Source organism: Vibrio sp. CB1-5, from assembly GCF_059412285.1.
This window is the reverse complement of sequence record NZ_JBJHPB010000006.1, coordinates 165,321-180,138: the sequence shown is the minus strand read 5'-3', so window position 1 is coordinate 180,138 and position 14,818 is coordinate 165,321. Positions and strand designations below refer to the sequence as shown.

The 14,818-nt window shown below is 44.7% G+C and carries 14 protein-coding genes and 1 pseudogene; 10 read left to right on the top strand and 5 right to left on the bottom strand.

Features of this window, described 5'->3' with window-relative positions:
• The first annotated feature begins 267 nt into the window (after positions 1-267).
• The 6 genes from ACJB0T_RS06840 (at position 268) to ACJB0T_RS06815 (ending at position 8,699) form a co-directional block, all read left to right on the top strand.
• Positions 268-1,908: a hypothetical protein gene (locus ACJB0T_RS06840; RefSeq protein WP_479294237.1), complete on the top strand. Its 1,641-nt coding sequence runs from the start codon at positions 268-270 to the stop codon at positions 1,906-1,908.
• A gap of 53 nt (positions 1,909-1,961) precedes the next feature.
• Positions 1,962-3,131 (top strand): patatin-like phospholipase family protein, encoded by a 1,170-nt coding sequence (locus ACJB0T_RS06835; protein ID WP_479294235.1) that lies wholly within the window; start codon positions 1,962-1,964, stop codon positions 3,129-3,131.
• A 495-nt stretch (positions 3,132-3,626) separates the two neighbouring features.
• Positions 3,627-4,808, top strand: a complete 1,182-nt coding sequence (locus ACJB0T_RS06830; RefSeq protein WP_479294233.1) for a C45 family autoproteolytic acyltransferase/hydrolase — start codon at positions 3,627-3,629, stop codon at positions 4,806-4,808.
• Between the two features lie 138 nt (positions 4,809-4,946).
• On the top strand, positions 4,947-6,404 hold the full coding sequence (locus ACJB0T_RS06825) for a phospholipase D family protein (RefSeq protein ID WP_479294231.1): 1,458 nt from the start codon (positions 4,947-4,949) through the stop codon (positions 6,402-6,404).
• 26 nt (positions 6,405-6,430) lie between these two features.
• Positions 6,431-6,571, top strand: coding sequence for a hypothetical protein (locus tag ACJB0T_RS06820; RefSeq protein WP_479294229.1), 141 nt, complete (start codon positions 6,431-6,433; stop codon positions 6,569-6,571).
• 238 nt (positions 6,572-6,809) lie between these two features.
• Positions 6,810-8,699 (top strand): beta-N-acetylhexosaminidase, encoded by a 1,890-nt coding sequence (locus ACJB0T_RS06815; RefSeq protein WP_479294228.1) that lies wholly within the window; start codon positions 6,810-6,812, stop codon positions 8,697-8,699.
• A 66-nt stretch (positions 8,700-8,765) separates the two neighbouring features.
• On the opposite strand, the gene ACJB0T_RS06810 is transcribed toward ACJB0T_RS06815, so the two are convergent.
• The 3 genes from ACJB0T_RS06810 to ACJB0T_RS06800 form a co-directional block, all read right to left on the bottom strand.
• Positions 8,766-8,918 carry a hypothetical protein gene (locus tag ACJB0T_RS06810; protein WP_479294227.1) on the bottom strand — a complete coding sequence of 51 codons (153 nt, stop codon included), beginning with the start codon at positions 8,916-8,918 and terminating at the stop codon, positions 8,766-8,768.
• 94 nt (positions 8,919-9,012) lie between these two features.
• Positions 9,013-9,156, bottom strand: a complete 144-nt coding sequence (gene ykgO, locus ACJB0T_RS06805) for a type B 50S ribosomal protein L36 (protein ID WP_479294225.1) — start codon at positions 9,154-9,156, stop codon at positions 9,013-9,015.
• Positions 9,157-9,167: 11 nt separating this feature from the next.
• Positions 9,168-9,425: a type B 50S ribosomal protein L31 gene (locus ACJB0T_RS06800; RefSeq protein ID WP_479294223.1), complete on the bottom strand. Its 258-nt coding sequence runs from the start codon at positions 9,423-9,425 to the stop codon at positions 9,168-9,170.
• Positions 9,426-9,600: 175 nt separating this feature from the next.
• Between ACJB0T_RS06800 and ACJB0T_RS06795 the strand changes: the two genes are divergently transcribed.
• The 3 genes and pseudogenes from ACJB0T_RS06795 (at position 9,601) to ACJB0T_RS06785 (ending at position 11,334) form a co-directional block, all read left to right on the top strand.
• Positions 9,601-10,047, top strand: a complete 447-nt coding sequence (locus ACJB0T_RS06795; RefSeq protein ID WP_479294221.1) for a DUF2753 family protein — start codon at positions 9,601-9,603, stop codon at positions 10,045-10,047.
• A gap of 28 nt (positions 10,048-10,075) precedes the next feature.
• Positions 10,076-10,180: pseudogene (locus ACJB0T_RS06790) on the top strand (VOC family protein); the annotation flags it as partial.
• Positions 10,181-10,614: 434 nt separating this feature from the next.
• On the top strand, positions 10,615-11,334 hold the full coding sequence (locus tag ACJB0T_RS06785; protein WP_479294219.1) for a FadR/GntR family transcriptional regulator: 720 nt from the start codon (positions 10,615-10,617) through the stop codon (positions 11,332-11,334).
• Between the two features lie 42 nt (positions 11,335-11,376).
• Here the strand turns inward: ACJB0T_RS06785 and ACJB0T_RS06780 are convergent, their stop codons facing one another.
• Both ACJB0T_RS06780 and ACJB0T_RS06775 read right to left on the bottom strand, forming a co-directional pair.
• The gene (locus tag ACJB0T_RS06780) at positions 11,377-11,946 is read right to left on the bottom strand and encodes a hypothetical protein (RefSeq protein WP_479294216.1); all 570 of its coding nucleotides are present in this window, start codon (positions 11,944-11,946) and stop codon (positions 11,377-11,379) included.
• A 94-nt stretch (positions 11,947-12,040) separates the two neighbouring features.
• Positions 12,041-13,639 carry an isocitrate lyase gene (locus ACJB0T_RS06775; RefSeq protein ID WP_479294215.1) on the bottom strand — a complete coding sequence of 533 codons (1,599 nt, stop codon included), beginning with the start codon at positions 13,637-13,639 and terminating at the stop codon, positions 12,041-12,043.
• Between the two features lie 133 nt (positions 13,640-13,772).
• On the opposite strand from ACJB0T_RS06775, the gene ACJB0T_RS06770 reads away from it, so the two are divergent.
• Complete coding sequence (locus tag ACJB0T_RS06770) at positions 13,773-14,726, top strand: LysR family transcriptional regulator (RefSeq protein WP_479294213.1); 954 nt, start codon at positions 13,773-13,775, stop codon at positions 14,724-14,726.
• Positions 14,727-14,818: the final 92 nt, after the last annotated feature.

Below are 14,818 nucleotides of genomic sequence, written 5' to 3'. Positions count from 1 at the left end.
TGTTACGACATCTCGATTGGTAAAACTGAGCCTATTTAAAATAAAGCCCCTATATGGTCAGTGGAGTATGGGGGATGAGGTTAGTGAGGGTTGTATCCGTCATATGAGATTAAATGGTTTTAAAAAAGCATCTTAAAATTTGCTCATCTTAACGAAACGACCAAAGGGTCGGATTGAATGTCGAAGGTGAAGCGGAGGCTTCATTTAATCTAAATAGTTGAAATCATGGGGTTATGAAATCAACTATGACGAATGGTTTCTCTACTTATGAAAACACTTTACACAAAAAGCAAACGTACACTGTTATCAGCAATTCTTGTGGCCTCTTTCTCAACAAGCGCTTACGCGATTGAAGCAGAGGGAAACGAGCTGGTGACTTATACAGGTAAACAGGTTTTTGCTCATTACAACGTAGATGACAATTTACCAAAGTTAGCGATGAGCTCTTTGCTGCAAGGTGAACATTTAGTCGAGTACGCAACTCGCACAGTGAAAGTGGGTGATGAGGTGCGAGAGTCTCAGGTCTACCTCGTTAAAGATACGGATACGAAAGGCAATATTGATCTTCGCATCAAGTACCGCAAAGACCAGCTCGATGAGCAAGAAGATGTGATTAGTGAGATCGAGGCTTTTACGCGCACGGAGTATCGCTTAAGAAACTACGTAGACAGCTACGATGTAAACTCTGTCAAAGCGGTTGAAAAAGATAATGGTGAAGTGACGATCAGTTTTGACTATTCAAAATATGGCTTGCCACAAGATATTGCCTACTTTCGTTTTCTAAGTGTGGAGCTAAAGCTCATCGACAACCAACCAGTATCGATGACTATCTACAATAGAAAGCCATTTGATTATGACAAATATAAAGTCACAAGCTACGAGCAAGTGATCCACTTTAATACACTACCGTCGGGTAAAGTGATTATCGCAGATAAGAAGACAACGATTAACGGTAACCACAAGAAAAAGCCAGTAACAATCATAAACTCTATTTCACCTGTCGCCATCTATGAAGACAAAACAGGGGTTAACATTATGGATCATGAACGTCTAGAGCAGGTGTCAGATCCAAGAATGATTGAGCAAAGTGTTGATTTGGACCGTATCTTTCCATTAATGGGAGATATGGTGAGACGCCAAGGGATCGACGTACCACTGCCATTTGGTATTTCGGCCTCGTATCGCAGCCAAGATATGAACATTCCATTCAATGACTTTGTGATTCAAGACGTCAGACTGAACGACATTTTTGATCCGCTTGGCTCTATTGGCTTTGTCAATGCAGAGAGCTTCACATTACGTGGTGATGTTAACATTCTGCCTTTTTGGAACGTATTCGGAATGGTGGGAAAAATAAATGTTGATGCTAACGTAGACGCAGAATACACGGGTGAAGTGGGAGAGACTATCCGCGATAAGCTGAATAATAAACTTCCTCATCTAGGTGATGCGTTTTGTCGAGAAATAACCGTTTTGTGTGACACTGGGCGACTAAATGTACCGCTGCACCTAGAGTACGACATGGCGGGCGTGGGCACGACGTTATCTGTTGGGTATAAAGAATTCTTTGCGTCAGTCACTGGTACTTATACCAAAACTCGCCTAAAAGGGAGTGGTCGTTGGGGTGATGGTATTGTGACTCTTCAACCGATGCTTGGTTACCAGTTAGTGGACTACCGCGCACAAATCTTTGTGGGTGCGGAGTATCAAGGGTTAGACAGCCGTATGGACGGACACGTGGTAGCCGGTGATATCGAGTTTGATTATGACGTTGGTGTCAAACTAAATAACTGGGCGTACTTGGTCGGATTTAATAAGCAGATTGGTAAGAACTATAACTTGAGTGTTCTTTATAACAAAGGTGAGACGAGAAATTCGATGACGTTGAACTTTGGCTACCGTTTCTAATGGAGTTTAAGTCAGTAAAGCTTGATTAAATAATATATAGATGAGTTAAGATCATGAAATTAAATACGAAGCGACTAATAATGGCTTTAGTACCCATATTGATGGTAAGCGCCTGTTCTACGACACATTCATTGGAAAATCGAGTCTCGATGGAAAATTATTATGATGCTCAGGTTGTCATAGATACAGAAGAGACACCAAGTGAACCGATTCGAGTGTTTTCTGGCGAGGATACACGTCTATTTTATGATGCGAAGACGAATCAGACACCAATACGTTCGAATACAGACTCACTCAACGTATTAGTTCTATCTGGCGGAGGCGCGAATGGTGCCTATGGAGCAGGGGTGTTAAATGGCCTCTATGATGCCGGAGAACTTGAAGACTACAGTGTCGTCACGGGGATCAGCGCTGGAGCACTGATAGCTCCCTTCGCTTTTGTTGGCAAGGAGATGGTGCCAGAGATGACCAATGTCATGCTGAATATCAGTGATAAGGACATTCTTGGTAAGCGACATTTTTTGCAGACATTAACCAAAGATGCACTCTCAAATGGGGACGGTCTACAAACGTTTATTGCCAATACATATTCATCAGAACTGATTGAAGATATAGCGGCGCAGCATCGTGCCGGGAAGCGTCTACTGATAGGTACGACGCAATTTGATTCGGCTGAACTTGTGGTTTGGAACTTAGGCGCTATTGCCAACAGTTCATCAGAAAACAAGGTTAGACTGATATACCAGATACTGGCTGCAAGCGCCTCAATTCCGGGGGTGTTTCCACCACAATTTATCCAGGTTGATGAAAATGGAAAGTCGCGCGAAGAACTGCATGTGGACGGTGGTCTTGCGAATCAAATGTTCTTATTTGCTGAGCATATTGATTATCAGAAGATAAGCCTGGCGATGGGGATGACAAAACCGCCACAAGTTCATGTTATTCGCAATGGCCTGCTTGAGATGCCGTATCAACAAACCAAAGATAAGGGCATTGAATTGATCACTAGAACAGTGAAAGATCTGACGGTTCAGCAGAGTAAAGGGGATCTGTATCAAATTCTGTATTTTTCGCAGGTGCAGGGCCTAGATGTGCGTTTTACGGCGATGGGGCGTGATTTCCCTCAGGAGCGCGCCAGTAAAGCGATGTTTGATGCAGACTATATGCAGTCTCTATATCAATATGGCTATCAGAAAGTGATAGAGGGTCATGCGTGGGAGTAAATAGATCCTGATTCACAACATAAGCATGTTCTGTGCAAAATCTCCTGTCAATTTAGGGCGAATGGCTGATATCTAACGATATACAGCTATTCGCCTTACTCATTTCTCAAACTATCATTTCTCACTCTTCTCACCCGCCGCAGGTGTACCCACGTTTATCCTTATTCAAAGCGCTACAGCTTTAATTTCCCACAAGCTTGAAGAACAAGAACGAAACATCAACGGTTTGTATGAGTTGATTGTTAGTTAAATAACGTTTTTGGGGCTCTGTCTCTCTTACGTAATTATTTATCAACACTTTTAGGCACACTATCAACAGATGCTGCCTAGCGTATTGGTGTCTATCTCGCTGTTTTTGCATGCTTTTAACCGTCGTAAGTGGAGGTTTGTTTGAATTGCGATGGGTTTGGTCCGTCATATGGAATTGTTGAGATAAGAAAATTCACCCTAAAATGGCCTCAATTCGAAACATAATCACATTTAATAGAGGCAATTATGACTACTCAAAATCTTATTAAAAAAGCGCAATTTGAAAACGGCACAATGTTTGAAACTGATCAAGACATGCTGTATGTACTTCAACTAAACGGCAGCTGGTTTGAAATGGGCAAACAGTATGGCCAGCTTTCTAAAGAACATATGGAAGCAATGTATCAACGTATTGTTCAGCCGGAGTTTGATAAAGGGTTAATTAGTCAAAAAGAAGCGTTTGAGCTGTTCGGTGCGCGCGTGTTCTCTACTTTGTCACTGCGCCGTAAACAGTATTTCATGGGGGTTGCAGAGGGTCTGAACTGGCCACTCGAAAAAGTCATTGTGCTAGACCAAAGTGGTCCAATGGCAATCTACCTTGGTAAGCTACACTCATTCTCTGGCTGCTCTTCAATGGCGTCTTGGGGCGATAACACGGTTGATGGTCACACGATTGTTGGTCGTAACATGGACTGGAATGAGCTGTTCTTGGATTTCCCAATTTACACCACAGTATACAACCCAACCGATGGCTCAAATGGTTTTGTTAACGTGAGTTGGCCTGGATGGCAGTGGATGGTAACAGGCTTTAATGACAAAGGCGTTTATACCGACCTGCACGATGGTACTTCAATGGGTGGCAACATTGTATCAATTGAAAAACCATCATTCTTGAACTCAGTGGTCGATTACATGACAGAGTCGGATACGGCTACAGCACTGAGCTCGCGTTTCCAAGCCGCTCGTACAGACATCGCTTCAATTTGGATGTTAGCAGACGAACAAGGCGAAGCATGTGCATACGAAAACACCATGCAGGAAAACCGCCTACGCGTATCAGACAAGGGTGCTCAATCGTTTGTTACGGTAAACACGTTCCTGAATCCAGACTGGGGTTTGGGTATGCGCGAAACACAAAGTTTCTCGCTAAAACGTTTAGAGAATCTAAATGCTCGCCACAAAGAGCAAGCCGGCACAATCGATGCTCAAGCGATGCGTGACATCTTCGATTTACCTCTTTATGACGAGGAAGGTAACTTCAAAGAGAACGGCGGTGTGACAAAGCCTACCAACCAAGATGTTGATTTAACCAACTACCAAGTCGTTACTGACCTTAACGAGTTGCAATTGTGGGTAAAACTGCCAGCACTCGGCAGTGATACAGATTGGGCACACATTGATGTACGTGCACTGTTCAGCAACAAGTAATTGAATGAGTCATTAGACGGGCATGGAAGCCTCTAATGTACTTTTCGTTGAAGCAATTTGAGCTTTCTTTGTGTCGGCTAAGTGCATCCATTAAAGGGCCTTAGTCTGCGACCTTTTCAAATAAATATAGGTAACCTCATGTTTTTCCAACCATTCAGACTATTGTTTCTGATGGTTGTCGTGTCTTTGGCTGCAGGATGTGCCACTTCATTTCCCGAAGTTGAGAGTGATTTTGAACAGAACTGGCAACCTAGCGAATATCAAGCGGAAGTGTATTTGATCCCGTCGGCCTCTGAAGCACTAGCAAGAAGAATCGACATGGTACGCAGCGCCAAGGTCTCAATCGATATGACCTACTTCTCTTGGGATAAAGACATCGTGGGACTGATGCTGCTTGAGGAAGTCAAAATTGCGGCTGAGCGCGGTGTTAAGGTTAGGCTGGTATTGGATGATTTGCTGGTATTTGATGAAAAGTGGTTAGCTGAAGTGTCGCAACACCCAAACATGGAGGTGAGATTATTTAATCCATTCGATTCTCGTAAAGCAGGGTGGCTTGGTAGGGTAGGTGACTTTGTAAGTCACAAACAAACGCTTGATCACCGTTTACATGAAAAATATTTCAATGTTGATCATGAGCATATGATTTTAGGTGGACGAAATATTGGTTCAGCTTACTTTGGCTACAGTGATTCGGCGAATTTCTTCGATACCGACGTGTTATTTCACGGCGAGGTCATTGAGGCGTTTGCACACAATTATGACCAGCTTTGGGGGAGTGAGCATCTGGTAGCGATTGCAGATTTGATCCAGCCTGTTAAACCTGAGCAGACGATTGAATTTGAAAAAGCAAAACATAAAGAGTTTATGCAGCGTCAAGACGTGCTTGAGGCCGTTGATGCATCAATAGAGGCGCTAAGAGAGGTGGAGACTCTATCTGTGGTCGTAACCCCGGTGTTTGACTCGGCAAAGAAGATCAATGACAGCAAGCCTTATTTTAGAGCGAGAGCAGAGCAGTTAGTGCAAGCACCTCTTGAGAAAGCGAAGACGGTCACTATTTCTACACCCTATGTGATAGCGCACAATGGTGAGTTTACATTCATTGATCAATTGATTGAAAACAACATCGATGTGACTTTGGTGACCAATTCGTCCAGCTCGAACGACTCGGCATTTATCCCGGCCTACTATGAACAATATCGCGAGCAGCTGTTGGATAAAGGGGTAAATATCTACGAATACAAAGACAGTGCAGTGAATGAGGACAACTTCTATCAGGGTGACACTTATTATCACAATAAGACCGTCATCATAGACGATAAACTGACCTATATAGGCTCTTCGAATTTTGATCCGAGATCAGATTATCTAAATATGGAGTTTGGTCTATTTATCAAAAGTAAGACGTTTGCAAAGCAAGTAAAGCGTCATCTTTTGCAGAAAAAAGAGGAGTTGTACTGGCAGGTTTCACGAGATCCCGAGGGTAAGACTCAATGGGTATCAGGCGAGCAAGTAGAAACATCTTCGCCAAACTACGGCGCTGTACATAAAGTACCTGATTGGTTGTTTAGAAAGCTGAATGTTGAATTGGAATTGTAACTAGAAAGGCGGAGTCACTGCAAATCATGAGTTATATGGTGAAGGACAATCATTTGGACAAATCGCTGTTCGAGCTGTTTTTAACGTCAGGTGTGTATTTACGATTTGCGAAAGAGTACATGCTGGACGAGCAACTTGATGAGGTTGATATTACGCGACTGATTTAGGTTGTTTCTTAGAGCTTTGAACATGAGAGTTCGATTCAACGAGTATCTTAGCATCTACGTGAAAGAGTTTGGATTAGCAATAGCTATCTTATTCTTCAAGCCAATAATCTAGGGTGCGCCGCATTCTTGGATTTCTGCATCGAGAGTGTCATCACAGGGTTTTGAGCAATTGATATGCTAGGTGGTTACACTCCCCGCAATCAACGCTCGTTTGCGTATAAAGTAAGAAGGATTTGTCGTGAGTAAACCTAAATTACACTTTGATGTGCTTAACAGTGCAGATGGCTCGCTCAAGCTCAATATTGTCCTAGAAAATAGCACTGACACGGAACTTAAAGATTTTGTGCTGTGCTTTGATATGCCTCGCTATATCGATAAACAAACCGTAGTCAATGGACATGTCACCTCGCAAGTTGGGTCACACATTGAGATGGCACCTCCGGCAAATACTACGATAGGAAAAGGTGAGCGTTGGCAGACCACCATTGAAAGTCAAACGTGTGGTTTGTTTAATCTTTCTGAGCGCCCAAATCATCCCTATTTACGACTTGGAGAAGCGATAGTCGATGTTGAAATGGGGACACATAAGATGAGTCAACCTGAAGACTTAGATCTTCGAGTGTTGACGCTTCCCGCAGCGAGCTCAGGTGTTATTCCTCAGCCGCAGTCTATTGAGCCTGCCGAGGGTGAATTTCGACTAGCCAATCAAGTAACTTTCAACGCTGAGTGGCCAGAAACTCGTAACGCCATTGATTGGTTTTCAAATCAGTTTCCTGAGGTGACCTTTGCCAAAGCAGAAGGTGATGCGACGCTGTCGCTATTGAAGGTAAGTGCAGAGCACATCAAACCTGAAGGCTATGAGTTGACGATTGGCGGTGAGTCTATACAGATCAAAGCGGCGACATCGGCAGGGTTCTTTTATGGCGTGGTAACGTTGGCGCAGCTGTTGGTTACAGGTCAAGGTGTCGTCGCCTCGGCTACCATTATCGACGCGCCTCAATACCATCACCGTGGGCAGTTTTTAGATTGTGCACGCTCATTTCATGGCATCGATACTGTGAAATCAGTCATAGACCAAATGGCGTGGCTTAAGCTCAATACGTTCCATTGGCATCTCACCGATGACGAAGCATGGCGCATAGAAATCGACGCTTTCCCTGAACTTACGGATCTGGGTGCTTGGCGCGGCGAGGGAGAGCTACAGCCATCTCAATTTGGCTCCGGACCAAAGCGATACGGCGGCTTTTTTACAAAGCAGCAGATAAAAGAGGTGGTTGAGTACGCCAAAGCGCGAGAGATCGCGGTGATTCCAGAAATTGATATTCCAGGTCATGCTCGTGCCCTGATTATGGCGTTACCGCATTTGCTGCGCGAAGCTGACGACAAGTCTGAGTATGTTTCCATTCAGCAATACCAAGATAATGTGCTCAATCCAGGGTTGCCCGGTACTTATCAAGTACTCGAAACCATACTCGATGAAGTGTGTGAGTTATTTCCATCTAAGGTGATTCACCTAGGGGGCGATGAGGTACCTAAACATGTCTGGGAGAAATCTCCTGCGTGTATTGCCAAAGCCGAGGCGATGGGGCTCGATGATGTGCGTTTGCTTGAGGGGTATTTGATTTCCCACTTAGAGCAATATCTCGCTCAAAAAGGTCGAACGATTGCCGTGTGGGAGGAAGCCAGTCATGGCAACAAGATAACAAACAAGGCTACAGTCTGCGCATGGTCGAATGGCGCTGAAGGACAAAAAGCTGCGGAAGCCGGTTATCCGGTGATTATGTGTCCGGCTCAAGCGACATACTTGGATATGGCTTGGAATAAGGACATCAATGAAACGGGTGTACTTTGGGCTGGGGCAATTGATCTAAAGACTGCTTATGACTTTGAGCCGGGTAGCATTGAAAACAGCGAACAAGTGATTGGAACTCAAGCTCTGGTTTGGACGGAGTTTGTTAAAGACAGGGCAACGCTTGAGTTTTTATTATATCCAAGGCTGTTTGCTGTCGCTGAGGTGGCATGGACGGCGACGGAAAACAAATCTTGGCAGAGCTTTTTACCAAGGGTTGTTGGTCAGTTGGAGTACCTTGATAAGCGCAAGATTAATTACAGGCGAATGTCATCTTAATATCGAAGTAGAAGCTATAGTAAAACCGCCCTAGAAAGGGCGGTTTTACTTGAATCAAAGTGTCGACTATAGCTCGAGACCTTGGCACTTCTCACACACTTGCTCGACTTGAGCTTCATCCTTGTGCTGCTTATTATCTACTTCGAACGCGTCGTGTTGCGTCACTGAGTTACAACGTGGGCAGTAATCATTAACTAGGTAAAATTGCAAATCATCCATAATGCCTCCTTGCATGAGCTTTCAAGAAGAGCCTAACACCATACTGATGCAGCACTCAAGCTTGAGTTAACAAATTATTTACAATTGTCACAATTTATCGCTTATTTCTTGCCTTGCCCTGAACGGCTTTGAATCTAGGATTCGATTTGCAAATAACGTAGATACGACCACGACGTTTGACGATTTGGCAGTCAGGATGACGCTTTTTGGCACTTTTTAGTGAGCTAAGAACTTTCATAGCATCCGCCTTTATGACTGAGTTTTAATGCCGCCAAAGCGACGGTTGAAGTTAGCTACACGACCTTCTTTGCTAATGACGCGTTGTTTACCGGTGTAGAACGGGTGAGACTCAGATGAAACCTCAATGGTCATATATGGGTAGGTCTTTCCATCCTTCCACTCAATTGTGCGGTCAGTTTGTAGCGTGGAGCCCACGATAAAATATTCGTCTACAGTGGTGTCATGGAAAACGACTTTTCTGTAATCAGGGTGGATATTTGGCTTCATTACAAGTCCTTGTTGTTATATTATAACGTATTGAAAATGATAATTGTTCTCGATTGAGAGGTCCAGTGTTTTTTGAATAATGTTGATCAGCAGGCAACCCTAAGAATAATGTGGTTGAAATATAAATGATAATCAATATCATCTGATGTCTGTAGGCAGATATGGAGTAGGTGTTATGGACACTGTGAAATGGGAGAGACACACTTTATTGGCTGATGAGGCAGTTAAGCGCGGAGAGTTAATGTCAGCAGTCGCGCATTATCAAGTCGCATTGGCAGAATCTCAGTATATGGAGATCAATACTGAGGGAGACATGGAGGAACTCGAAGATCTATTGGCCATCAAGGTGATGTCTTGTCATAACTTAGCCGACTTTTGGCGTGCTCAAGGTGACAGTGATTATGAATTAAAGTATTTACAGCTCGCTTCTGAAGAAGTGATGACGCTGTTGCCACAGTGTCCTCGAACGAGCTGTAGCCGTTTTGTCTCATCCTTAGGCTGTTGTAAATCAGCACTAGTTGAGTTCTTGAAGCGTCATCCAAACCCGAAAGTGGCGAAACATGTACAGCAGATTCAGTCGGTCAACGATTGCGAGTTGATCGTTAAGTTTCAAATTCATTAAAAAGTACGTTTAGTGATTTACCGAAGATATGGTTGGTGACATGGACAAAGCGGTAGAGTTTTATACTTAAGCGCTTGGTCTAAAAATCGTTATGAACAAAACAAAAGTCATCGAAGAGCGTGAATCAGCGATAGAGATACCAAGCGCAGATAAAATATTGACGGTGTTAACCCCCCAGCTAGCAACACACACTGACCGTTACAGCAGCTCATACAAGCGTTTCTAAAATCCAAACTCTCATCATTACCTCAATGCCTACAGTAACAACGGTGTGCCGCTGTTAGTGATGTCTCTACCAAGGTGGTCAACGATCCCTGTGTACTAGTTAACAGATATTAAATAATACAATATTATTTTGTTTGGTTGGTGAGATAGGTTGAAGTGTCACAAAATACAAAGTTAGATTGATTATTGTGAGTGAGAGGGAGTGAATGATTTGAGCGGCAAATGCTGTACAGAGCTAAGGGCTTATCATCAATAGATGCAGGGGGTCACATTTACTCGGCCTCTATTAATGATACGATATCTACTAAAATAATACATATTTAATTCAAAATCGGTAGCATTATGTCAGGTAAGTTCAATGTAATCACGAGCTCCAAGCGCAGTATCCATGTACAGGTAGCGAGAGACATCGCCAGAGGCATCCTCTCTGGTGAATTGGCTGAGGGCTCCATCATCCCGGGTGAAATGGCTTTGTGTGAACAGTTCGGTATCAGCCGTACCGCTCTTCGCGAAGCGGTGAAACTGTTAACCTCAAAGGGGCTACTGGAGTCACGTCCAAAGATTGGTACTCGAGTCGTTGATCGAGCGTATTGGAATTTTCTCGACCCGCAGCTCATTGAGTGGATGGACGGCTTAAACGATGTTGAGCAATTCTGTGGCCAGTTTCTTGGCTTGCGACGAGCCGTAGAGCCGGAAGCTTGTGCGTTAGCGGCTAGGTTTGCAACAGCAGAGCAGCGGATTGAGCTTTCTGCGACTTTCCAGGAGATGGTAGAAGTTTCAAAGGAACAACCTTTTGATCGAACAAAATGGCTTGATGTAGATACTCGTTTTCATTCTCTTATTTTTAATGCGACGGGCAATGACTTCTTTCTGCCGTTTGGCAATATCTTAACTACCATGTTCGTTAACTTTATTCGATTCTCTTCCGATGGCGGCTCTACATGTATTAATGAGCACCGCCGCATCTATGAGGCAATTATGGCTGGTGATTCAAATAAAGCGAGAGACGCTTCAGTAGACCATCTTAGTGAAGAAAATCCCCCTCTTCTTGTGGAAAACTAGAATCAAACAGTGAAAAGGCAGCCTTTTAGCTGCTTTTTTAGTTCACTCCGTGATGGGCTCTAGCAGTTCTTCGATGCATCTTCGGCTAATGTCGTCATCGATGTAAGCCATACCCAGAATATTCAAGAAATCCATGCGGTCGGCATTGCGAAGGTCAATCTCAGGAACCGCGAGATGGTTGTCTTGATAGAGCTTAGCGATGTGCGCCATGAATGCCTCGCCATCACGCATCATTAATAGACTCATTGCACCTACGTCAGGTTTTACTCGACTTTGCTGGTCTGCATTGAGGTTAACCTGCACTACAACTGGCTCTTCACTTCCTCCGAATCTTACGCCACGTTCACGAACTGTTTGCTGCGCCCAGTAGTATGCGAGCTCTTTGCTTTGGGTGAGAAATACAGGCTCTGTGACGTCTTGGAAGTGGTTTCCTATGGTTGCCATGGTGGCTTTAGCGACGTCATTGAGAGCTTGGTCGCCTGAGCGTTTTAAGCCATTTGCTTGGATAGAGGCGACGAGTGCTGAAGAGGTTCCGTGGTACCAGGTGTTGCTGGTGGTGAAGCCGTTTTGTGTTAGTAGGGTTTGAGCGTCTTTTAGGTGTAGTGGGGTCATGGGCGGCCTCTTGTGTTTTTGGAGCAGGGTGGGGAGAGCGAAAAGCACCCCTTCTAGCTCCCCTTACAAGGGAGGCTAGAAGAGGTAAAGCTCTTTAGTCAAACTGATTCGAAGTATTCAACTCACCAGCCGCTTTCAGCGCGTTCTCACCCGCAAAGTACTCTTTATGGTCATCACCAATATCTGAACCAGACATGTTTTGGTGTTTAACACATGCAATACCTTGACGGATTTCTTGGCGCTGAACGTTCTTAACGTAGCCAAGCATGCCTTCATCACCGAAGTACTCTTTCGCTAGGTTATCTGTTGATAGCGCAGCGGTGTGGTACGTTGGTAGTGTGATTAGGTGGTGGAAGATACCTGCTTCACGTGATGCGTCTGCTTGGAACGTGCGGATTTTGTCGTCAGCGCGTTTCGATAGCTCGGTTTCGTCATATTCCGCGCTCATTAGGTTTGCGCGGTCGTATGCTGATACGTCTTCACCTGCTTCTACCATTACGTCGTACGCTTGTTGGCGGAAGTTTAGCGTCCAGTTGAATGAAGGCGAGTTGTTGTAAACTAGCTTCGCGTTAGGGTGTACTGCACGTACGCCGTCCATCATCTCTTTGATTTGACCGATGTGTGGTTTCTCAGTTTCAATCCAAAGTAGGTCAGCACCTGCGTTGATAGCTTCGATACAGTCAAATACACAGCGGTCTTCACCCGTACCTGAGCGGAACTGATATAGGCCAGAAGGTAGACGCTTAGGACGCACTAGCTTGCCATCGCGGTTAAAGCAAACGTCGCCTTGCTTCATGTCTGCAACATCGATTTCTTCAACGTCGAGGTAAGAGTTGTAGATGTCGCCTTGGTCACCCGGCTCTTTCACTACCGCAATCTCTTTGGTTAGGCCTGCGCCTTGTGAGTCAGTACGTGCAACGATGATGCCGTTGTCGATGCCAAGCTCTAGGAATGCATAACGTAGCGCGCGTAGCTTCGCGTGGAAGTCAGCGTGAGGTACGGTTACTTTACCGTCTTGGTGACCACACTGCTTCTCATCGGCTACTTGGTTTTCAATCTGTAGACAACAAGCACCCGCTTCAATCATCTTCTTAGCCAGTAGGTAAGTTGCTTCTGCGTTACCAAAACCTGCATCGATATCCGCAACGATTGGCACAACGTGAGTTTGGTGGTTGTCGATCTTGTCTTGAATTTGGTCTTGAAGTGCTACGTCGCCCGCTTCACGTGCTGCGTCTAGCTCACGGAATAGACCGCCTAGTTCGCGTGCATCCGCTTGACGAAGGAAAGTGTATAGCTCTTCGATAAGTGCCGGAACAGAAGTCTTCTCGTGCATTGACTGGTCTGGAAGTGGACCGAAGTCAGAGCGAAGTGCTGCAACCATCCAACCTGATAGGTATAGGTAGCGTTTATCAGTCTTGCCACCAAAATGCTTCTTAATAGAAATCATTTTTTGTTGGCCAATGAAACCGTGCCAGCAACCTAAAGACTGAGTGTACTGAGACTTGTCTGCGTCGTACGCTTCCATGTCTGCACGCATAATATCCGCCGTGTATTGCGCGATATCTAGGCCAGTTTTGAATTTGTTTTGAGCACGCATGCGAGCTGCAGACTCAGCATCGATTGCATCCCATGGCGTACCTGCAGCGCGTTTTGCAACTTGGATCATTTCGATATCTTGATTAATTTGCGACATAACTATTCCTTAGTTTCACGTTGGATATAGGGTGGCCAGTGGCCTGTAGTATTAACTTGTTGTTATGGACAAATCCTAGCTGCTTGTGTGATAATTTTGTTAATTTATAGTTGTTATACTCGGTATTTTTGTTATGAATATTGCTCGTATTGACCTTAATTTGCTTGTGTATTTAGACATGCTGCTGCGAGAACGAAACGTGACCCGCGCGGCGAATCAGTTGGGCATCACTCAGCCTGCGATGAGTAATGGATTGCGTCGCCTGCGCGATCTGTTTGAGGATCCGCTTTTGGTGCGAACCAGTGAAGGGATGATCCCAACCGAGCGTGCTCAAAAACTTCAGCCGCAGATTCGAAATATTCTTGCTAATGTAGAAAAGACGGTGCAAACCACGACTGAGTTCAATGCTGAGGATAGCGAGCGGGTGTTTCGTATCATGGCGAGTGATTACGCCGAGTCCACTATTATTCAACCGTTATTGGAAAAGCTCAGCGAAATTGCCCCTAAGATACGTTTGGACATCATGACCCCAAGTGATGTGAGCTATCAGGATGTAGAGCAGGGCACGGTCGATATTGTCATCAACCGCTTTGATGATATTCCACAGTCCTTCCACCAAATGAGTCTGTGGCACGATGGCTTTTCTTGTCTATTCAGTAGCGAGAACCCGATCGCCGATAACTTTGATTTGTTCTCTTATCTAAAGGCACAGCATATCTGGGTAAGTAAAACCGGCATGGGAACCGGACACGGCGTCAATCCGAGTCAAGCGCAGAAACTGGGCTGGATTGATGAGGCGTTAGTGAAGATAGGCAAAACCCGAAACATTACCGTATTCACCCGTCACTACCTATCCGCCATCCTTTTTGCTCAGCAGAAGAATCTGATTTTGACGATTCCGAGCATGGCTGCCCAATCGCAGCGCAACAATCCTAAACTGCTTATCAAACCTGCGCCATTTGCGATAGAGCCGTTTGAAGTCAAGATGGCATGGAGTCCACTGTTGCAAAGTAATCCTGATCACCAATGGATGCGCCGCCTAATAAAAAGCGTCGCTAATGAGCTAGAAAGTGGCGTAACGGAGTAGCTGAGAAGGTCAATAATAGTGGTATTTTTTCTGTGAATGTTAACTATAAGTGGCATAAATTAGTCAAATTCTCCTCAGTTACGTAGATTTTT